Origin of the sequence: Brachybacterium sp. YJGR34 (genome assembly GCF_003347015.1) — a bacterium.
Taxonomy (GTDB): Bacteria; Actinomycetota; Actinomycetes; order Actinomycetales; family Dermabacteraceae; genus Brachybacterium.
In genome coordinates this window covers 1-17,324 of sequence record NZ_PNFB01000012.1, presented here as the reverse complement: position 1 = coordinate 17,324, position 17,324 = coordinate 1, and the positions used below count along the sequence as shown (strand labels likewise).

The 17,324-nt window shown below is 73.2% G+C and carries 13 protein-coding genes; 11 read left to right on the top strand and 2 right to left on the bottom strand.

Annotation, left to right across the window (positions count from 1 at the left end; all coding sequences use genetic code 11):
- Positions 1-45: 45 nt before the first annotated feature.
- On the top strand, positions 46-1,431 hold the full coding sequence (locus CXH06_RS11350) for an FAD-binding oxidoreductase (RefSeq protein ID WP_114855308.1): 1,386 nt from the start codon (positions 46-48) through the stop codon (positions 1,429-1,431).
- A 77-nt stretch (positions 1,432-1,508) separates the two neighbouring features.
- On the opposite strand, the gene CXH06_RS11345 is transcribed toward CXH06_RS11350, so the two are convergent.
- Positions 1,509-3,707: an ATP-dependent DNA helicase RecQ gene (locus CXH06_RS11345; RefSeq protein ID WP_114855307.1), complete on the bottom strand. Its 2,199-nt coding sequence runs from the start codon at positions 3,705-3,707 to the stop codon at positions 1,509-1,511.
- Between the two features lie 165 nt (positions 3,708-3,872).
- Here CXH06_RS11345 and CXH06_RS11340 point away from each other — a divergent pair, with 165 nt between their 5' ends.
- Both CXH06_RS11340 and CXH06_RS11335 read left to right on the top strand, forming a co-directional pair.
- Positions 3,873-4,412 (top strand): hypothetical protein, encoded by a 540-nt coding sequence (locus CXH06_RS11340; RefSeq protein WP_114855306.1) that lies wholly within the window; start codon positions 3,873-3,875, stop codon positions 4,410-4,412.
- Positions 4,412-5,332, top strand: a complete 921-nt coding sequence (locus CXH06_RS11335) for a hypothetical protein (protein ID WP_232820319.1) — start codon at positions 4,412-4,414, stop codon at positions 5,330-5,332. The genes CXH06_RS11340 and CXH06_RS11335 overlap by 1 nt, the downstream gene beginning before the upstream one ends.
- Before the next feature lie 7 nt (positions 5,333-5,339).
- Here the strand turns inward: CXH06_RS11335 and CXH06_RS11330 are convergent, their stop codons facing one another.
- Positions 5,340-5,549, bottom strand: coding sequence for a hypothetical protein (locus CXH06_RS11330; protein WP_114855305.1), 210 nt, complete (start codon positions 5,547-5,549; stop codon positions 5,340-5,342).
- A gap of 146 nt (positions 5,550-5,695) precedes the next feature.
- Between CXH06_RS11330 and CXH06_RS11325 the strand changes: the two genes are divergently transcribed.
- From CXH06_RS11325 to ilvD, 8 genes are all read left to right on the top strand, one after another.
- The gene (locus CXH06_RS11325; RefSeq protein ID WP_114855304.1) at positions 5,696-6,514 is read left to right on the top strand and encodes an N-acetyltransferase; all 819 of its coding nucleotides are present in this window, start codon (positions 5,696-5,698) and stop codon (positions 6,512-6,514) included.
- A gap of 71 nt (positions 6,515-6,585) precedes the next feature.
- The gene (gene gatC, locus CXH06_RS11320) at positions 6,586-6,882 is read left to right on the top strand and encodes an Asp-tRNA(Asn)/Glu-tRNA(Gln) amidotransferase subunit GatC (RefSeq protein ID WP_114855303.1); all 297 of its coding nucleotides are present in this window, start codon (positions 6,586-6,588) and stop codon (positions 6,880-6,882) included.
- 4 nt (positions 6,883-6,886) lie between these two features.
- The gene (gatA, locus tag CXH06_RS11315; RefSeq protein WP_114855302.1) at positions 6,887-8,401 is read left to right on the top strand and encodes an Asp-tRNA(Asn)/Glu-tRNA(Gln) amidotransferase subunit GatA; all 1,515 of its coding nucleotides are present in this window, start codon (positions 6,887-6,889) and stop codon (positions 8,399-8,401) included.
- Positions 8,401-9,909 (top strand): Asp-tRNA(Asn)/Glu-tRNA(Gln) amidotransferase subunit GatB, encoded by a 1,509-nt coding sequence (gatB, locus tag CXH06_RS11310; RefSeq protein ID WP_114855301.1) that lies wholly within the window; start codon positions 8,401-8,403, stop codon positions 9,907-9,909. The genes gatA and gatB overlap by 1 nt, the downstream gene beginning before the upstream one ends.
- 223 nt (positions 9,910-10,132) lie before the next feature.
- The gene (locus CXH06_RS11305; protein ID WP_114855300.1) at positions 10,133-11,680 is read left to right on the top strand and encodes a pyridoxal-dependent decarboxylase; all 1,548 of its coding nucleotides are present in this window, start codon (positions 10,133-10,135) and stop codon (positions 11,678-11,680) included.
- The gene (locus CXH06_RS11300) at positions 11,677-13,047 is read left to right on the top strand and encodes a lysine N(6)-hydroxylase/L-ornithine N(5)-oxygenase family protein (protein WP_114855299.1); all 1,371 of its coding nucleotides are present in this window, start codon (positions 11,677-11,679) and stop codon (positions 13,045-13,047) included. The genes CXH06_RS11305 and CXH06_RS11300 overlap by 4 nt, the downstream gene beginning before the upstream one ends.
- A complete protein-coding gene (locus CXH06_RS11295; protein WP_114855298.1) occupies positions 13,044-15,380 on the top strand; it encodes a GNAT family N-acetyltransferase in 2,337 nt (778 codons plus the stop codon). Before CXH06_RS11300 ends, CXH06_RS11295 begins: the two co-directional genes overlap by 4 nt.
- Positions 15,381-15,440: 60 nt before the next feature.
- Positions 15,441-17,273 (top strand): dihydroxy-acid dehydratase, encoded by a 1,833-nt coding sequence (ilvD, locus tag CXH06_RS11290; RefSeq protein ID WP_114855297.1) that lies wholly within the window; start codon positions 15,441-15,443, stop codon positions 17,271-17,273.
- Positions 17,274-17,324: the final 51 nt, after the last annotated feature.

Genomic DNA, 17,324 nt, shown 5'->3' with positions numbered 1-17,324 from the left:
CCCGCCGCGGCCCCGCGGTGCCGCGACCGCCCCGAGGAGGCCCCGATGGACCTGATCGCCGAGCTCTCCGCCCGTCTGCCGCGCGAGCGGCTGCTCACCGACGTCGCATCGCGCGAGCGGTACCGCCATGACGCGGCCGCCTGGACGCCCAGCGCCGCGCCGGCCGTGGTGGCCCTGCCCGAGACGCTCGAGGAGGTCGTCGCGGTGGTCGAGGCCGCCGGCGCCACGGGCACCCCGATCGTGCCGCGCGGCGCGGGCACGGGGCTGGCCGGCGGGGCGAACAGCACCGAGGGCTGCATCGTGCTGAGCCTCGAGCGGATGCGCGAGATCGGCCCGGTCGACGCCGCGGAGCGCACCGTCGTCGTCCAGGCGGGGGTGCTCAACGAGGACCTGCGCCGGCATGTGGCGGAGCACGGGCTCTGGTACCCGCCGGACCCGGCGAGCCGGGCGATCAGCACGATCGGCGGGAACATCGCGACGAACGCGGGCGGCATCTGCTGCGTGAAGTACGGCGTGACGACGGACTACGTGCTGGGCCTGACGGTGGTCACGGCCGATGCGCAGGTGGCGCGGATCGGCCGCGCGACCGCGAAGGGCGTGACGGGCTACGACCTCACCTCGCTGATCGTGGGCAGCGAGGGGACCCTCGCGATCGTCGTCGACGCCACCGTGCGCCTGCTCCCGCTGGGCGGTCGCGAGGACCGCGCGCTCACCGCCACCTTCGCCTCCCTGCCCGCCGCGGGGGAGGCGGTGGAGGCCATCGCGCGCGCCGGCGTCGTGCCGGCGGCGCTCGAGCTCATCGATCGCACCTGCCTGCAGGCGGTCCAGGCGTGGCAGGACCTCGGCATCGCGGACGACGCCGCCGCGATGCTCCTGATCCACCTTGACGAGCCGGGGGAGACCGGGGAGGCGCTCGCCGCCGAGGTCGAGGCGCTGTTGCGCGGTGCGGGGGCGACGGGCGTCGAGCTCGCGAGCAGCACCGAGGAGGCGGACCGTCTGCTCCTGGCTCGGCGCCTGGCCCACCCCGCGCTCGAGCGCTACGGCTCCGTGCTCTCCGAGGACGTCTGCGTGCCCCGCTCGCGCGTCGCCGAGATGCTCGGGCGGATCGAGGCCATCGCTCGCGAGGCTGATCTGACGATCGCGAACATCGCCCACGCCGGGGACGGCAACCTGCACCCGCTGATCGTCGCGCCCGCCGGCGACGAGGCGGCGAGGGCTCGTGCCCTGGTCGCCGTCGACCGCATCGCGGAGGAAGGCCGGGCGCTGGGAGGCACCGTCACCGGGGAGCACGGCGTGGGCCTGCTGAAGCTCGCCGGCGCCGCCGCGGAGCTCGATCCGGCCGAGCTCGCGATGCACGCCGCCATCAAGCACGCCCTCGACCCGCGCGGGCTGTTGAACCCGGGCAAGGCGTTCCCGCCGGTGGGGACATGATCTGAACGAGACCGAGGACGGCGCGAGGCGTTCGAGCTCGGCGATGCACAGGCGCGACCCGTGGTGCTGCCCGCGCCTCAGCTCACCAAAGCCAGCGCGAGCGGCAGCACCGGCCCCGATCCCGTCCGTCGCAGCACCCGGCCCGCCAGGGCCACGGTCCAACGGGTGTCGATCTCGTCGTCGACCAGCAGGACCGGTGCGCCCTCGAGGGCCGCGAGCGCCGCGGTGAGCTCCTCGGAGACCACGAAGCGGTCCCAGAGCGCGGCGACACGGAAGGCGCTGTTGCGGGCTCCGTCCAGCGGGCCGGCGCCGGGGGCCAGGCCCAGCTCCCCGAGGTCCTGCATCCGTCCCACGCGCGCGATGCCGGAGGCCAGGTCTCGGACCAGCTGCGGCCGCGTGGTCGAGGGCACGGCGAGCACCGCGGCGGGGCGCTGTTCCCAGTCCCAATCGGTGAGCACCTCGACCACGCGCTGCGCGATCACGGGGGTGAGGGTGGCGTCCACGCGCCGGCCCTCCTCGTCGGTGCGCAGCAGCTGACGCAGCGGGACCGCCCAGCCCAGGTCCGAGAGCCGCGCCAGCGCCCGGCCCTCCTCGACCCGCTCCGCCGGCGGGATGTTCCCCCGCACCGGCGCGCCGGAGACGGTGGTGACGCCCAGCCGGTCCAGACCCTGCGGCCACTGCTTGCGCGCCTCGACCGGCACGCCCACGCGGTCCAGCAGGCGCGAGACCTCCTGGCGCGAGGAATCCTCACCGCCGGGGAGCGGGTACCAGGGCTCGGCGCAGACGTCGCAGCGACCGCAGGGACGCGCCGTGTCGTCGTCGAGCTGGTGGGCGAGGAACACCATCCGGCACTGCTGCCCTGCACCCGGGTGCAGCGCCTCGTAGTCGAGCATGGCCTGCTGTTCCTCGCGGCGGGCGCGGGCGACGTTCTCGTAGCGGGGCGCGTCGTAGGTCCACGGCCTCCCGGTGGCCACCCATCCGCCCTTCACGCTCTGGACCGCCCCCTCGACGGCGAGCACCTTGAGCAACAGCTCCAGTGCACTGCGGCGCACGTCGGCCCGCGCCTCGAGCGCCGGGGTGGACAGCGGGCCGGAGGCGGCCGCCAGCGCGGCCAGGACGGTGGCCGCGTCCTCCTGCGAGGGCATCGAGGCGGTCGCGAAGTAGTCCCAGATCGCGCGGTCCTCGCGGCCGGGCAGCAGCAGCACGTCCGCGGTGTCCGTGGCGCGCCCGGCGCGGCCCACCTGCTGGTAGTAGGCCACCGGGGAGCTGGGCGCGCCCAGATGGACCACGAAGCCCAGGTCCGGCTTGTCGAAGCCCATGCCCAGGGCGCTGGTGGCCGCGAGCGCCTTGACCCGGTTGTCCTTCAGCGCCTGCTCGAGCTCCGCCCGCTCCTCGGCATCGGTGCGGCCGGTGTAGGCGCGCACGGGGCGGTCCGGGCGATGCAGGAGGTCGGCGAGGTCCTCCGCCGCGGAGACGGTCAGGGTGTAGATGATCCCCGAGCCCGGCAGCTCGTCGAGATGCTGGACCAGGTACTCCAGGCGCGCACGATCGTCGTCGAGGCGCAGGCATCCCAGACGCAGCGAGTCGCGGGTCAGCGGACCGCGCAGGGTGAGCACGGGCGCGGCGCCCTCGCCCTGCACCTCGAGCTGCTCGGCGACGTCGGCGACCACGCGGGAGTTCGCGGTGGCGGTGGTGGCCAGCACGGGCACGCCCTCGCCCAGCTCCGCCACGAGGTCCCGCAGCCGGCGGTAGTCGGGACGGAAGTCATGTCCCCAGTCGGAGATGCAGTGCGCCTCGTCGATCACCAGCAGGCCGCAGCGCTCCACCAGACGCGGCAGCTGCTCCTCGCGGAAGCGCGGGTTGACCAGACGCTCGGGGGAGACCAGCAGGACGTCCAGCGCATCGGCCGCGAGCGCCTGCTCGATGTCCGCCCATTCGGTGGGATTCGCGGAGCTGATCGCCTCCGCCCGCACCCCGGCGCGGCGCGCGGCCGCGACCTGGTCGCGCATCAGCGCGATCAGCGGGGAGATGATCAGCGCCGGCCCGGCGCCGCGACGGCGCTGCAGGAGCGCGGCAAGGAAGTACACCGCGGACTTCCCCCAGCCGGTGCGCTGGACCACCAGCACCCGCCGGCGCTGCTCGACCAGTGCGGAGATCGCCTCGAACTGGCCCTGGTGGAAGTCGGCCTCGGCGCTGCCGGTCAGGGCACGCAGCGCCTCCCGAGCCTCCTCACGCAGCGGAGAAGGGGAGGCGGCGGGGGCGGTGCTCTGTTCCATGCCCCCAGTGTGACGACTGCGGCCGACGCGCGAGGGACGACGGCGCCGCCGTGGACGCAGCGGCCCGGGGGAGGAGCGGTCCCACGCCAGGACCTGAACAGTTTCTGAGAACCCTCTCATCACCCTCTCACCGGGGGTCTCATGCCCCGCTCCTAGCGTGAGGCCATGAGCGAGCACACCGCCACCCCGGGAACCGCCGGGGCATCCCTCCCCGACACCGACACCACCCGGTGGCTGGCCGGTGCGGCGACCGCCGCGCTGCTGACCGCCGTCGCACTGCCGATGCGCCGCCTGGGACGCGACCAGACGGAAGTGCGCGACTCCTTCCCCTTCAGCCACTACCCGATGTTCTCCGGGAAGCGCGGCTCCCACTACTGGGTCACCCACCTGCTGGGGCTGACGGCGGACGGCGCCGCGCGACCTCTGCACTACTCCTACCTCGGCACCGGCGGGCTCAACGCCGTGCGGCGCCAGCTGCGGCGCCGCGTGCGCGCGGGGGAGGGCCAGCACCTCGCCGACCTCGCCGCCGAGCGCATCGCCTCGAGGGACCGGAGCGCGGACCGCGACATCGTCACGGTGCAGGTGCTGCGCGGCCGCTACCTCGTGGACCCCTACATGCTGGGCGCCGATCCGCAGGAGTACACCAGCCGGCTGGATGTGCGCGGCACCGCCGCCGTCCCCGGTCGTGAGCAGGGGGTGCGGTGATGATCCGCGCCGCCCTGCCCGCCGCGCTGCGGAGCCTCGCCTCCACCGCCCGTCGCCGCCTCGCCCCGACTGCCGCGGCCACCACCCCCGCGGTGCTGCGCCTGGCCGTGGGCGCCTACCACCTCCGGCACGTGGGCCGACGGCGGTCCCTGTACCGGGGAGTCCACCGCACCGACGCCGCGAGCTTCGACCCCGTGGGACCGGCCCGGATCCTGCGTCGGCCGCTGCCTCCGCGGGTCGCGGACGCCCTGCTGGACGCCTCGCTCGTGACCGGGGCGCTGTTCACCGCGGGGATCGCGCACCGCGTGACGGGCCCGCTGCACGCGGCGCTGCAGACCTGGAACTTCTCCTACCGCAACTCCTGGTCGATGGTGTACCACCACGAGAACACCCTCGTCCTGCACACGATGGTGCTCGGCGCCGCGCCGTCGGCCGACGCGCTGAGCGTCGACGCGCTGCGGCGGGACGGCACCCTCCTGCCCGCCCGGCGCTCGTGGATGTACGGGGCGACGCCGACGGTCATGAACGCGGCGGTCTCCCTGACCTATCTCATCGCGGGCCTGGCGAAGCTCTCCGGGGGCGACGGCGCGCGGTGGATCGAGGGCGGCACGATGCGGGGGCACATCGCCTTCGACGCCCTGCGCAAGGAGATGCTGGGGGAGCAGGGGTCACCGCTGGCGCGGGCGCTGTACCCGTACAAGCACCTGTTCACCGCGATGGCGACGGTCTCGCTGGTCCTCGAGCTCGGCGCCCCGCTGGCGGTGCTGGACCGCCGGCTGGGGCGGCTGTTCGCGCTGGGGGCGTTCGGGATGCACTGGGGCATCAAGGGGATCATGCGGATCACCTTCCCCTACAACCTCTCCGGCGTGCTGTACCTGCCCTTCGTCCTCATGCCGCCGCCCGATCCGCCGCAGCGGTGAGCGGAGCTCAGGACTCCGCGGCGCCGCTCTGCTTCTCGATCCGTCGCAGACGCTCCGAGGTCGACTCGTCGTCGCTCAGCGGATCCTCCTTGGTGGCCAGGGCGCGGCGCATCTTCGCCTCGAGCTCCTCCGCCTCGCGGATCCGGGGGTCCTCGGAGCGCTCCTCGCCGTCCTCGGGGTCATGAGACTCGAGGTCGATGTGCGGATCGACGGACATGGCGTGGTCCCTTCTACGTCCCTGCGTGAGGGTGCCGCCGGGGTGGTCGGCGGGCGTATCGAGCCTACTCCTCGGCCTCGACGACGGCCACCGGGCGGTGGCACTCGGCGCCGCCGCCGCGGCGCGCTGTCGCTACGATCGGCACGGTGACCCGACGCTCCCGCCGCACCTCGCCCGCCGCGCCCCGCCCGCTGTCCCCCTCGCGACGGCTCGAGGCGCTGATCGCCGGATGGCGCCCGCTGCAGCGCCTGGATATCGACGGGTTCGCCGTGCTCCGCTCCCGCGGCGTGACCCGGCGCGCCCACAGCGTGGTCGCACTCGAGGCCCCCGAGGACCGGGACGCGCTCGAGGCGGCCCTCGAGCGCGTGGAGTCCCTGGTCCGTGCCGCGGGGGAGGCCCCCGTGCACCGGATCGTCGAGGGCGTCTCCCCGACCGGTCTGGACCCGCTGCTGCGGGAGCGCGGCGAGGCGATGCGGGGCCGCAGCGAGATCTGGGAGCTGCCGCTGGCAGGGACCGCCGCGGCCGCCCCACCCGCCGCCACGGCGCGGATCGCCGTCGGCGCGCTGGATCCGGACTGGTTCGAGTCCGCCTGGCACCTCGCGCCCCGCCCCGGCGAGGGCGCGCGGGAGACGCTGCGCGACATCTGCGCGGGCACCCCCGCGATCCAGGTGAGCCTCCCCGCTGAGGGGACTGATGCAGCCGGCGCCGTCGGCCGCGCCGCGCTGGTCGAGGCCGGGCGCGAGCAGGTCGCGGTGCTGAACCTGCTCGCCGTCGACCCCGCCCACCGCCGCCGCGGCCTGGGCCGGGACCTCACCCGCTCCCTCCTCGCCCTCGCCGCGATGCAGGGCGCGCAGCGGGCGCTGCTCGAGGTGGAGAGCGAGAACACCGCTGCGAAGGGCCTCTACCGCGCCCTCGGCGCCCGGCGCGTGGGCACCTACCACTACCGCGTGGCGTCCGACGGGTGAGCGAGCCCACCCGTCGTCCCGCCGCGGACCGCTGGGCGCGCACGCCCCGCGCGTCCACCTAGAATGCCCCCATGCCTTCGATCGGACGAGATGACGTCGCACGCCTCGCCGACCTCGCACGGATCCAGCTCACCGATGAGGAGATCGACCGCTTCGCCGGCGAGTTCGACTCCATCATGGACGCTGTCGCCTCCGTGTCCGAGGTCGCCACCGAGGACGTGCCCGCGACGTCCCACCCCATTGCCATGACCAACGTCTTCCGCGAGGACGTCGTGACGACCACCCTGAGCCAGGAGCAGGCCCTCGCCGGCGCTCCCGAGGCCTCGGGAGGTCGCTTCGCCGTCCCGCAGATCCTGGGAGAGGAGTGACCTGATGACCGACATGATCCGCCGCAGCGCCGCCGCCCAGGCCGCCGCGCTGGGCGCCGGGGAGGTCTCCTCCGAGGAGCTCACCCGCGCCCACCTGGACCGCATCGCCGCCGTCGACGGCGACCTGAACGCCTTCCTCCACGTCGGTGAGCAGGAGGCCCTGGCCACCGCCCGGGACATCGACTCCCGCCGCGCCGGCGGCGAGGAGCTGCACGCGCTCGCCGGGGTGCCCGTCGCCGTCAAGGACGTGGTGGTCACCGAGGGCACGCCCACCACCGCGGGGTCGAAGATCCTCGAGGGCTGGATCCCGCCGTACGACGCGACCCTGGTCACCGCGCTGCGGACGGCCGGCCTGCCGATCCTCGGCAAGACCAACATGGACGAGTTCGCCATGGGCTCCTCCACCGAGTCCAGCGCCTACGGCCCCACCCGCAACCCCTGGGACCGCGAGCGCATCCCCGGCGGCTCCGGCGGCGGCAGCGCCGCAGCCGTGGGCGCCTACGAGGCGCCGCTCGCGATCGGCACCGACACCGGCGGCTCGATCCGCCAGCCCGGCGCCGTCACCGGCACCGTGGGCGTCAAGCCCACCTACGGCTCCGTCTCCCGCTACGGCCTCATCGCCATGGCCAGCTCCCTGGACCAGGCCGGGCCCGTGACCCGCACCGTCGAGGACGCGGCCCTGCTGCACGAGCTGATCGCCGGTCACGACGTGCACGACTCCACCTCGCTCACCGACCCCGTGGGCTCCTTCGCCCGGGCGGCGCGGAGCCGCGACGTGAAGGGCCTGCGCATCGGCGTCATCGAGGAGCTCGAGGGAGAGGGCTTCGCCCCCGAGGTCAGCGCCCGCTTCACCGAGTCGCTCGAGCAGCTCGAGCGTGCCGGCGCGGAGATCGTCCGCGTGTCCTGCCCGAACTTCCGCTACGCGCTGGGCGCCTACTACCTCATCATGCCCTCGGAGGCCTCGAGCAACCTCGCGAAGTTCGACGGCATGCGCTTCGGCCTCCGCGTGATCCCCGAGGACCACCCCACCGCGGAGAACGTCATGAAGGCCACCCGGGGCGCCGGCTTCGGCGACGAGGTCAAGCGCCGCATCCTGCTGGGCACCTACGCGCTCTCGGCCGGCTACTACGACGCCTACTACGGCAGCGCCCAGAAGGTCCGCACGCTGGTCCAGCGCGACTTCGCCGCCGCCTTCGAGCAGGTCGACGTGCTCGCCTCGCCGACCGCTCCCACCGTCGCCTTCCGCCTCGGCGAGAAGGTCGACGACCCGCTGGCGATGTACATGAACGACATCGCCACCATTCCCGCCAACCTCGCCGGCACCCCGGGCATCTCGGTGCCCAGCGGCCTCGCCGAGGACGGCCTGCCCGCCGGCATCCAGTTCCTCGCCCCGGCCCGGGCCGACGAGCGCCTGTACCAGGTGGGCGGCGCCCTCGAGGCGCTGCTCGAGGACGCCTGGGGCGGACCGCTGCTGGCGAAGGCCCCCGAGCTCACCGCCCTGGCAGGAGGAGCCAAGTGATGACCACCGCACCCGCGCTCGTCGACTACGACGACGCCATCGCCCGCTTCGACCCGGTCCTCGGCATCGAGGTCCACGTCGAGCTGGGCACGGCCACCAAGATGTTCGACGGCGCGCCGAACATCTTCGCCGCCGAGCCCAACACTGCGATCACCCCCACCTCGCTGGGCCTGCCGGGCTCGCTGCCCGTGGTCAACCGCAAGGCGGTGGAGTTCGCGATCCGGATCGGCCTGGCGCTGAACTGTCAGATTGCCGAGACCTGCCGCTTCGCGCGCAAGCAGTACTTCTACCCGGATCTCACCAAGAACTTCCAGACCTCGCAGTACGACGAGCCGATCGCCTTCGAGGGCTGGGTCGACGTCGAGCTCGAGGACGGAGAGATCGTCCGGGTCGAGATCGAGCGCGCCCACATGGAGGAGGACGCGGGCAAGAACACCCACGTCGGGGGCGCCACCGGGCGCATCCACGGGGCGACCCACTCCGAGGTCGACTACAACCGCGCGGGCGTGCCCCTGGTCGAGATCGTCACCAAGCCGATCCCTGACACGGGGGGCCGCGCCCCCGAGGTCGCCGCCGCCTATGTGCGGACCCTGCGCGACATCTTCCGGGCGCTCGAGGTCTCCGAGGCGCGGATGGAGCGCGGCAACGTCCGCGCCGACATCAACGTCTCCCTGCGCGCGGACGCCTCGGCGCCGCTGGGCACGCGCACCGAGACCAAGAACGTCAACTCCTTCCGCTCCATCGAGCGCACCGTCCGCTACGAGATCTCCCGCCAGGCGGGCGTGCTGGACGCCGGGCAGAGCATCGTGCAGGAGACGCGCCACTTCCACGAGGACACCGGCGGCACCTCCTCCGGGCGTGTGAAGTCCGACGCCGAGGACTACCGCTACTTCCCGGAGCCGGACCTGGTCCCCGTGGCCCCGAGCCGCGAGTGGATCGAGGAGATCCGGGACTCGCTGCCGGAGCTGCCGGCGGCGCGTCGTCGCCGCCTGCGGGGCGAGTGGGGCTACTCCGATCTCGAGATGCGCGATGTCATCAACGCCGGAGCCCTCGAGCTCATCGAGGCGACCGTCGTCGCCGGTGCGAGCGCGCAGAGCGCGCGCAAGTGGTGGATGGGCGAGCTGGCCCGCATCGCCAAGGACCGCGAGGTCGAGCTCGAGACCCTCGTGGTCACCCCGGCGCAGATCGCCGAGCTGCAGGGTCTGGTCGACGGGAAGAAGATCAACGACAAGATCGCCAAGCAGGTGCTCGCCAAGGTGCTCCAGGGCGAGGGCGACCCGGCTGCGATCGTCGAGGCCGAGGGGCTCGCGGTGGTCTCCGACGACTCGGTGCTCACCGGCGCCGTGGACCAGGCCATCGCGGACAACCCCGACGTGGTCGCCAAGATCCAGGGCGGGAAGGTCCAGGCGATCGGCGCTCTGATCGGCCCGATCATGAAGGCCACCCGCGGCCAGGCCGATGCCGGCAGGGTCCGGGAGATCATCATGGAGAAGCTCGGCGTCGGCTGAGCGCCTCGACGCACCGCGAGCACAGGACGGGTCGCCCCTGCAGGGGGCGGCCCGTCCTGTGCTGTGTGGGCCGTCGGCGCCCCGCTCCGTTCCCACTCTCCGGGTGTCCGATCTCACGATGGGCCGCTGAGGAGTTGCGCACCGTGACCTTTTCGTAATTAGGGTAGGCAATCCTAATGACACTGGACGTTCCGGTGCCCGGACCAGGAGGACGCTCTCGCCCATGACGACCACCACCACGACGATCACCCCTCTCGACCCGGCCCCGGCGCGCGTCGGGATCGCCGCGCCGTCCGCCGACGGCGCCCTGCTGGGCGCGCACAGCGCCGATCACTACGCGGACCTCCTGCACGGGGTCGTCGATGCCCTCGCGGAGCGGTTCCGCACCGTGGACGCCCCCTCCGTCGGTCCGGACCGGGCCCAGCTGGCCGCCCGCGTCGCGAGCACCGACCTGGACGGTGCGGGCGTCGGTGACGTCGAGGCGCTGCGCGAGCTGGACGACCTCTACGCGCGCAACGCCGTGTGGTTCCACCACCCCGCCTACCTCGCTCACCTCAACTGCCCGGTGCTCATCCCGGCCGTCGCGGCCGAGGCGATGCTCGCCGCCGTGAACACCTCCGTGGACACCTATGACCAGTCCCTCGTGGGCACCCTCATGGAGCGCCGGCTGGTCGAGTGGACCGCCGGGCGACTGGGGTACGCCGCGGGCGACGGCGTGTTCACCTCGGGAGGAACCCAGTCCAACCTGCAGGCGCTGTTCCTGGCCCGCGAGGCCGTGCTGCGCCGCCACGGCGGCGAGCGTGCGGAGCTGATGCCCCGTCTGCGGGTGCTCGCCGGCCCCGCCGCTCACTTCTCGATCGGCCGCGCGGCCCAGCTGCTCGGCCTCGCCCCCGAGGCGGTGCAGACGCTCGCCACCACGGCCGACGGTCGCGTGGACCCCGAACGACTGGCCGAGGACCTCGCCGCGCTCGACGCCGCCGGGGACATCGTGCTCGCTGTCGCCCTCACCGCCGGCACCACGGATCAGGGCCTCATCGACCCGCTCCGCCCGCTGGCCGGGATCTGCCGCTCGCACGGCGCCTGGCTCCACGTCGACGCCGCCTACGGCGGGGCCCTGCTGCTCTCCGAGCGCCGCCGCGGCCTGCTGGACGGGATCGCCGCGGCCGACTCCGTGACGGTCGACTTCCACAAGACCTTCTTCCAGCCGGTCTCCTCGAGCGCCGTGCTCGTCAGGGATCCGGCCTCCCTCGCCGCGACCTCGCATCACGCCGACTACCTCAATCCCGCCGCCGAGGCGCTGGGGCCCGAGGCGGAGCCCAACCAGGTCGACAAGTCCCTGCAGACCACCCGGCGGTTCGACGCCCTGAAGCTCTGGGCCACCCTGCGCTCCGTCGGACCCGACCGGATCGGGGAGATGGTCGATGCGGTCTGCGATCTCGCCGCGCAGGTCCACGGGCTCCTCGAGGACGCCGAGGACATGGAGGTGCTGCCGCGCGGCGACCTCTCCACGGTCCTCTTCCGCTTCCGTCCCGCGGGGGTGGACGAGGAGGAGGCCGATCGTCTCGTGCCCCTCATCCGGCGGATCCTCATGCAGTCCGGCCGGGCGATGGTCGCGCGCACCACCGTCGACGGCCGCGCCTGGCTCAAGCTCACCCTGCTGAACCCCGGGACACGCGTCGACGAGGTGACGGCCGTCCTGGACCTGGTCCGCGCCACCGCCCGCGGTCTGCTCGCCGGAGCTGCTCTGGCCGCGACGGAGGAGACCCGATGAGCGCGCACGTGCACGACCTGGTGGGGATCGGGATCGGGCCCTTCGGGCTGGGGCTCGCCGCCCTCGCGGACCCCCTGGACGACGTCGACGCGGTGTTCCTGGACCAGCGCGACGGCTTCGCCTGGCATCCCGGCATGATGCTCGAGGGCGCCACCATCCAGGTCCCCTTCCTCGCGGACCTCGTCACCATGGCGGACCCCACCTCCCCGTATTCCTTCCTGAGCTTCCTCAAGGACACCGGACGGCTGTACTCCTTCTACATCCGGGAGTCCTTCACCCCGCTGCGCTCGGAGTACGACGACTACTGCCGCTGGGTGGCCGCGCAGCTGGGGACCCTGCGCTGGCGGCGCCGCGTGGTCGCCGTCCAGGAGGCGGGCAGCGGCCTGCTGCGGGTACGGGCCGAGGTGCTCGGTGACGGCGGGGCCGTGCTCGGGACCGAGGAGCACCTGACCCGGCACGTCGCGGTCTCGGTCGGCACCGCCCCGACGATGCCTCCGGCCCTGTCCGCGGCGGCACGGACGGCGGCGGCCGATCCCTCGGCCGGCCCCGTCGTGCACAGCGGCGACTACCTCGCCGCCCGCGAGAGCCTGCTCGAGAGCGGGGCGGTGACGATCGTCGGCAGCGGGCAGTCCGCCGCCGAGGTCTACCGCGACCTGATCGAGGAGGGCAGCCGCCGCGGCACCCGCGTGGACTGGGTGACCCGCTCCCCGCGCTTCTTCCCGATGGAGTACACCAAGCTCAGCCTCGAGATGACCTCCCCCGAGTACACGGACCTGTTCCGCTCGCTGAGCACGGAGCGTCGCGAGGCCCTCTCCCGGAGCCAGCGCGCCCTGCACAAGGGCATCAGCGGGGATCTGGTCGACGACATCCACGAGACCCTGTACCGGCTCTCGGCCGGAGGTCGCGAGGTCCCGACCACGCTCCTCACCGAGACCGCCGTCGAGGGCGTCCGCCGGGCCGAGGACGGCTGGGCGCTGACCCTGCGCCACGGCCAGCTCGGCACCTCCGCCGTCCACCGCACCCGGGCGATCCTCGCCGCGACCGGCTATGCACCGCGCTCCCTGGACCTGCTCGATCCGCTCGGGGACCGCCTCCGCCGCGACGAACAGGGGCGCCCCGCCCCGGACCGCGACTACGCCCTGGACACCGCCGGGCAGGTCCACCTGCTGGGCACCGAGGAGCACACCCACGGCGTGACCGCCCCGGACCTCGGCTTCGGACCCTGGCGCGCCTCCCGGGTGCTCGCCCAGGTCACCGGGCGCGAGCCCTACCGCTGCGAGCAGCGCATCGCCTTCCAGACCTTCGGCCTGCCGGACGGGGACCAGGCTCCCGCCGCGCACCGCACCCTCCAGGAGGACCTCGCATGAGCGTCGAGACCGGACAGATCACCGTGGCACCGCTGGACCCTCCGCAGCACACCGGGGCGGTCCACGCCTGGCTGACCCATCCCCGTGCCTGGGCCTGGCAGATGCAGGAGCACTCCCCGGAGCAGGTGCGGCGCCATCTCGCCGGCGTCGCCGCGGATCACGAGCAGGACGGCTGGATCCTCTCCGTCGACGGGCGCGACGCCGCCTACGTGGAGACCTACCGTCCGGCCTCCCAGCTGCCCGCGGAGGTCTTCGCCGAGCGGCCGGGGGACCTCGGCATGCACCTGCTCGTCGCCCCGCCCGACGGGGCGGGGGAGCGAGGCTTCACCGACCGGATCATGGGAGCCACGATGCGGCTGTGCTTCGAGCGGCTCGGAGCCGCCCGCGTGGTGGTCGAGCCGGACGTGCGCAACGCTCCCGTCCTCGCGAAGAACACCGCCGCCGGTTTCCGGGTGCTGGACGAGGTCGAGCTGACGCAGGAGGGCCTCCTCAAGCGCGCGGCCCTGAGCCTGTGCACCCCGGAGGACTTCGCCCGGTCCGCGATCGGCAGGAGGGCCCGGGGACGCTACGAGCACCTCACGCCGGAGCTGGTGGCCGCCTCCCACCGCCATCTCGTGACCAAGGCGATCGCCGAGTTCTCCCACGAGCGCATGCTCCACCCGCAGCCGCTGGGCGCGGGCCGATGGCTGCTCGAGGTGCCGGGCGCGCCGGTGCGCTACACCTTCCGTGCCCGCGTGCTCCCGCTCGAGCACTGGGCGATCGAGGAGGACTCGGTGCAGCGGTGGCAGGAGGAGGAGCGCACGGAGCTCGACGCGCTCGAGTTCGTCCTCGAGATGCAGGACGCGCTCGGACTGCCCGAGGCCCTGGTCTCGACCTACCTCGAGGAGCTCTCCTCCACCCTGGCCGCCGGGGCGGAGAAGCTCCGCGGCGCCCTGGCCGGCGACCGCCCGGGCACGCCCGCGCTGGTGCACGCAGGTTTCCAGCAGATCGAGGCCGCGATGACCGAGGGGCACCCCGGGTTCCTGGCCGCCAACGGCCGCATCGGCTGGTCGCTGGACGACTATCGCGCCTTCGCCCCGGAGCTCGGACCCCGAGTCCACCTCGAGTGGGTGGCCGTGCGGCGGGAGCACAGCCATCTCGCCCTGGGCGAGGGCCTGGACGAGGAGGCGCATCTCCTCGCGGCCCTCGGCCCCGAGGAGCTCGAGCGACTCGCCGGGATCCTCCGCCGACGAGGCCTCGACCCCGAGGGCTACCACCTGCTGCCCGTGCATCCCTGGCAGGAGAGCCACCGTCTCGCCATCAGCTTCGCCGCCGACATCGGTCGGGGAGACCTCGTCCCCCTCGGGCCGGGCCGAGCCGCGCTGCAGCCCCAGCAGTCGCTGCGCACCTTCTTCGAGCACGGCCGGGACGGAGCGCCCTACGTGAAGACCGCGCTGGCGATCCAGAACATGGGCTTCCTGCGCGGCCTCTCGCCGGAGTACATGCGGGACACCCCGGCCATCAACGACTGGGTGGCCGACCTCGTCGCGCAGGATCCCGTCTTCGCGGCGCACGGCTTCTCCGTGCTCCGCGAGCGGGCGGCCCTGGGGTACACCGGCGACGCCTACCACCGCACCGCCTCCTCGAACCCGCACCGCAAGATGCTCGCGGCGCTGTGGCGGGAGAACCCCGTCCCGCTGGTCGGGCAGGACGAGCAGCTGATGACGATGGCCGCGCTCCTGCACCGTGATCACGAGGGTCGTGCGCTGGCCTCCGCCCTGGTCGCCGCCTCCGGGATCGGGGCCCGGACCTGGCTGCGGGACGTGCTGAGCGCGTACCTGGTGCCCCTCGTCCACGCTCTGCAGGCCCACGAGGTGGTGGCGATGCCGCACGGTGAGAACCTCGTGCTGCGGCTTCGGGGTCACCGTGTGGTGGGTGCCTTCCTCAAGGACGTGGGCGAGGAGGTCGCCGTGCTCGGCGAGGGCCCGCTGCCGGCCCGCCTCCAGCGGATCCGGGCCGAGGTGCCGGAGTCGGAGAAGGCGCTGTCGATCCTCACCGATGTGTTCGACGGGGTGCTGCGCCACCTCTGTGCGATCCTCGACGTCGACGGCCTGCTGCCCGCCGCGGCGTTCTGGGACCAGGTCGCCGCCGTCCTCGACGAGTACGAGGGGGAGCATCCCGCGCTGCGTCGGGGCACGAGCGGAGGCGTGGACCTGCGGGCTCCGACCTTCGCCCACTCGTGCCTGAACCGGCTGCAGCTGCGCAACACCCTGCAGATGGTGGACCTCGGCGATCAGGCCTCCTCGCTGCTGTACAGCGGACGGATCGCCAACCCGGCGGCTCGCCGGAGGTGATCCTCGTCCTTCGTCCGGATGGTGACACCGCCATCTCGCATACCGGCGTAGCATGGCGCCATGCCTCAGCTCCGCTCCCGCACCTCGACCCACGGCCGCAACATGGCCGGCGCTCGCGCCCTCTGGCGCGCGACCGGCATGACCAGCGGCGACTTCGGCAAGCCGATCATCGCGATCGCGAACTCGTACACGCAGTTCGTCCCCGGGCACGTCCATCTCAAGAACATGGGCGATCTCGTCGCGAGCGCGATCGCGGAGGCCGGCGGCATCTCCAAGGAGTTCAACACCATCGCCGTGGACGACGGCATCGCGATGGGCCACGGCGGCATGCTCTACTCCCTGCCCAGCCGCGACATCATCGCCGACTCCATCGAGTACATGGTCAACGCGCACACCGCGGACGCCCTGGTGTGCATCTCCAACTGCGACAAGATCACCCCCGGCCACCTCATGGCCGCGATGCGGCTGAACATCCCGGTGGTGTTCGTCTCCGGCGGCCCCTCCGAGTCCGGCAAGCCGGTCGAGGGCGTCACCGAGGGGCGCATCGACCTGGTGGACGCGATGGCGCTGTCGGCGAACGATGCCGTCACCGACGCCCAGCTCGCCGAGGTCGAGGAGAACGCCTGCCCCACCTGCGGCTCCTGCTCGGGCATGTTCACCGCCAACTCGATGAACTGCCTCACCGAGGTGCTGGGACTCTCGCTGCCCGGCAACGGCACCACGCTGGCCACCCACGCCTTCCGCCGGGAGCTCTTCCTCGAGGCCGGCCGCACGATCGTGGAGCTGGCCCGCCGGTACTACGAGGAGGACGACGAGTCGGTGCTGCCGCGCTCGATCGCCACCAAGGCGGCCTTCTCCAACGCGATGGCGATGGACGTCGCCATGGGCGGCTCCACCAACACGATCCTGCACATCCTGGCCGTCGCGATCGAGGGCGGGGTGGACTTCACCCTCGAGGACATCGACCGCATCTCGCGCCTGGTGCCCACGCTGTCCAAGGTGGCGCCCAACGGCACCGCCCACGTCGAGGACGTCCACCGCGCCGGCGGCATCCCGGCGATCCTCGGCGAGCTGGACCGCGCCGGGCTGCTGGACCATGCCATCCACACCGTCCACTCCCCGGACCTGTCCAGCTGGCTCGCCGAGTGGGACATCCGCGGCGGCAGCGCCTCGGCGAAGGCGGAGGCGCTGTTCCATGCGGCGCCGGGCGGCGTGCGCACCACCCAGGCCTTCTCGACCACGAACACCTGGGACGAGCTGGACACCGACGGCGAGAACGGCGTGGTGCGCTCGGTTCCCCACGCGTACACCAAGGACGGCGGCCTCGCGGTCCTCAAGGGCAATCTGGCCCGCGAGGGCTCCGTGTTCAAGACCGCGGGCATCACGGAGGACCTCTTCCACTTCGAGGGCACCGCCGTGGTGTGCGACTCCCAGGAGGAGGCGGTCCAGAAGATCCTCGACAAGACCGTCCAGGCCGGGGACGTCGTGGTGATCCGCTACGAGGGTCCCCAGGGCGGTCCGGGCATGCAGGAGATGCTGTACCCGACGTCCTTCCTCAAGGGGCGGGGCCTGGGCAAGACCTGCGCGCTCATCACCGATGGCCGCTTCTCCGGGGGCACCAGCGGAGTCTCGCTGGGCCACATCTCCCCGGAGGCGGCCGAGGGCGGCCTGATCGGCCTCGTCGAGGACGGGGACCGGATCATCATCGACGTCGACAAGCGCCTGCTCGAGCTCGACGTCCCCGAGGAGGAGATCGCGCGCCGCCGCGCGGCGAAGGGCCCGCTGCCCTGGCGTCCCGAGCAGCGCGAGCGGACGGTCTCCCAGGCGCTCAAGGTCTACGCGCACCTGGTGCGCTCGGCGACCTACGGCGCGACCCGCCGGCCCCTGGACTGATCAGGCTCTGTACAGAGACCGAAGCGCCCGACGTTCCCGCGGGAACGTCGG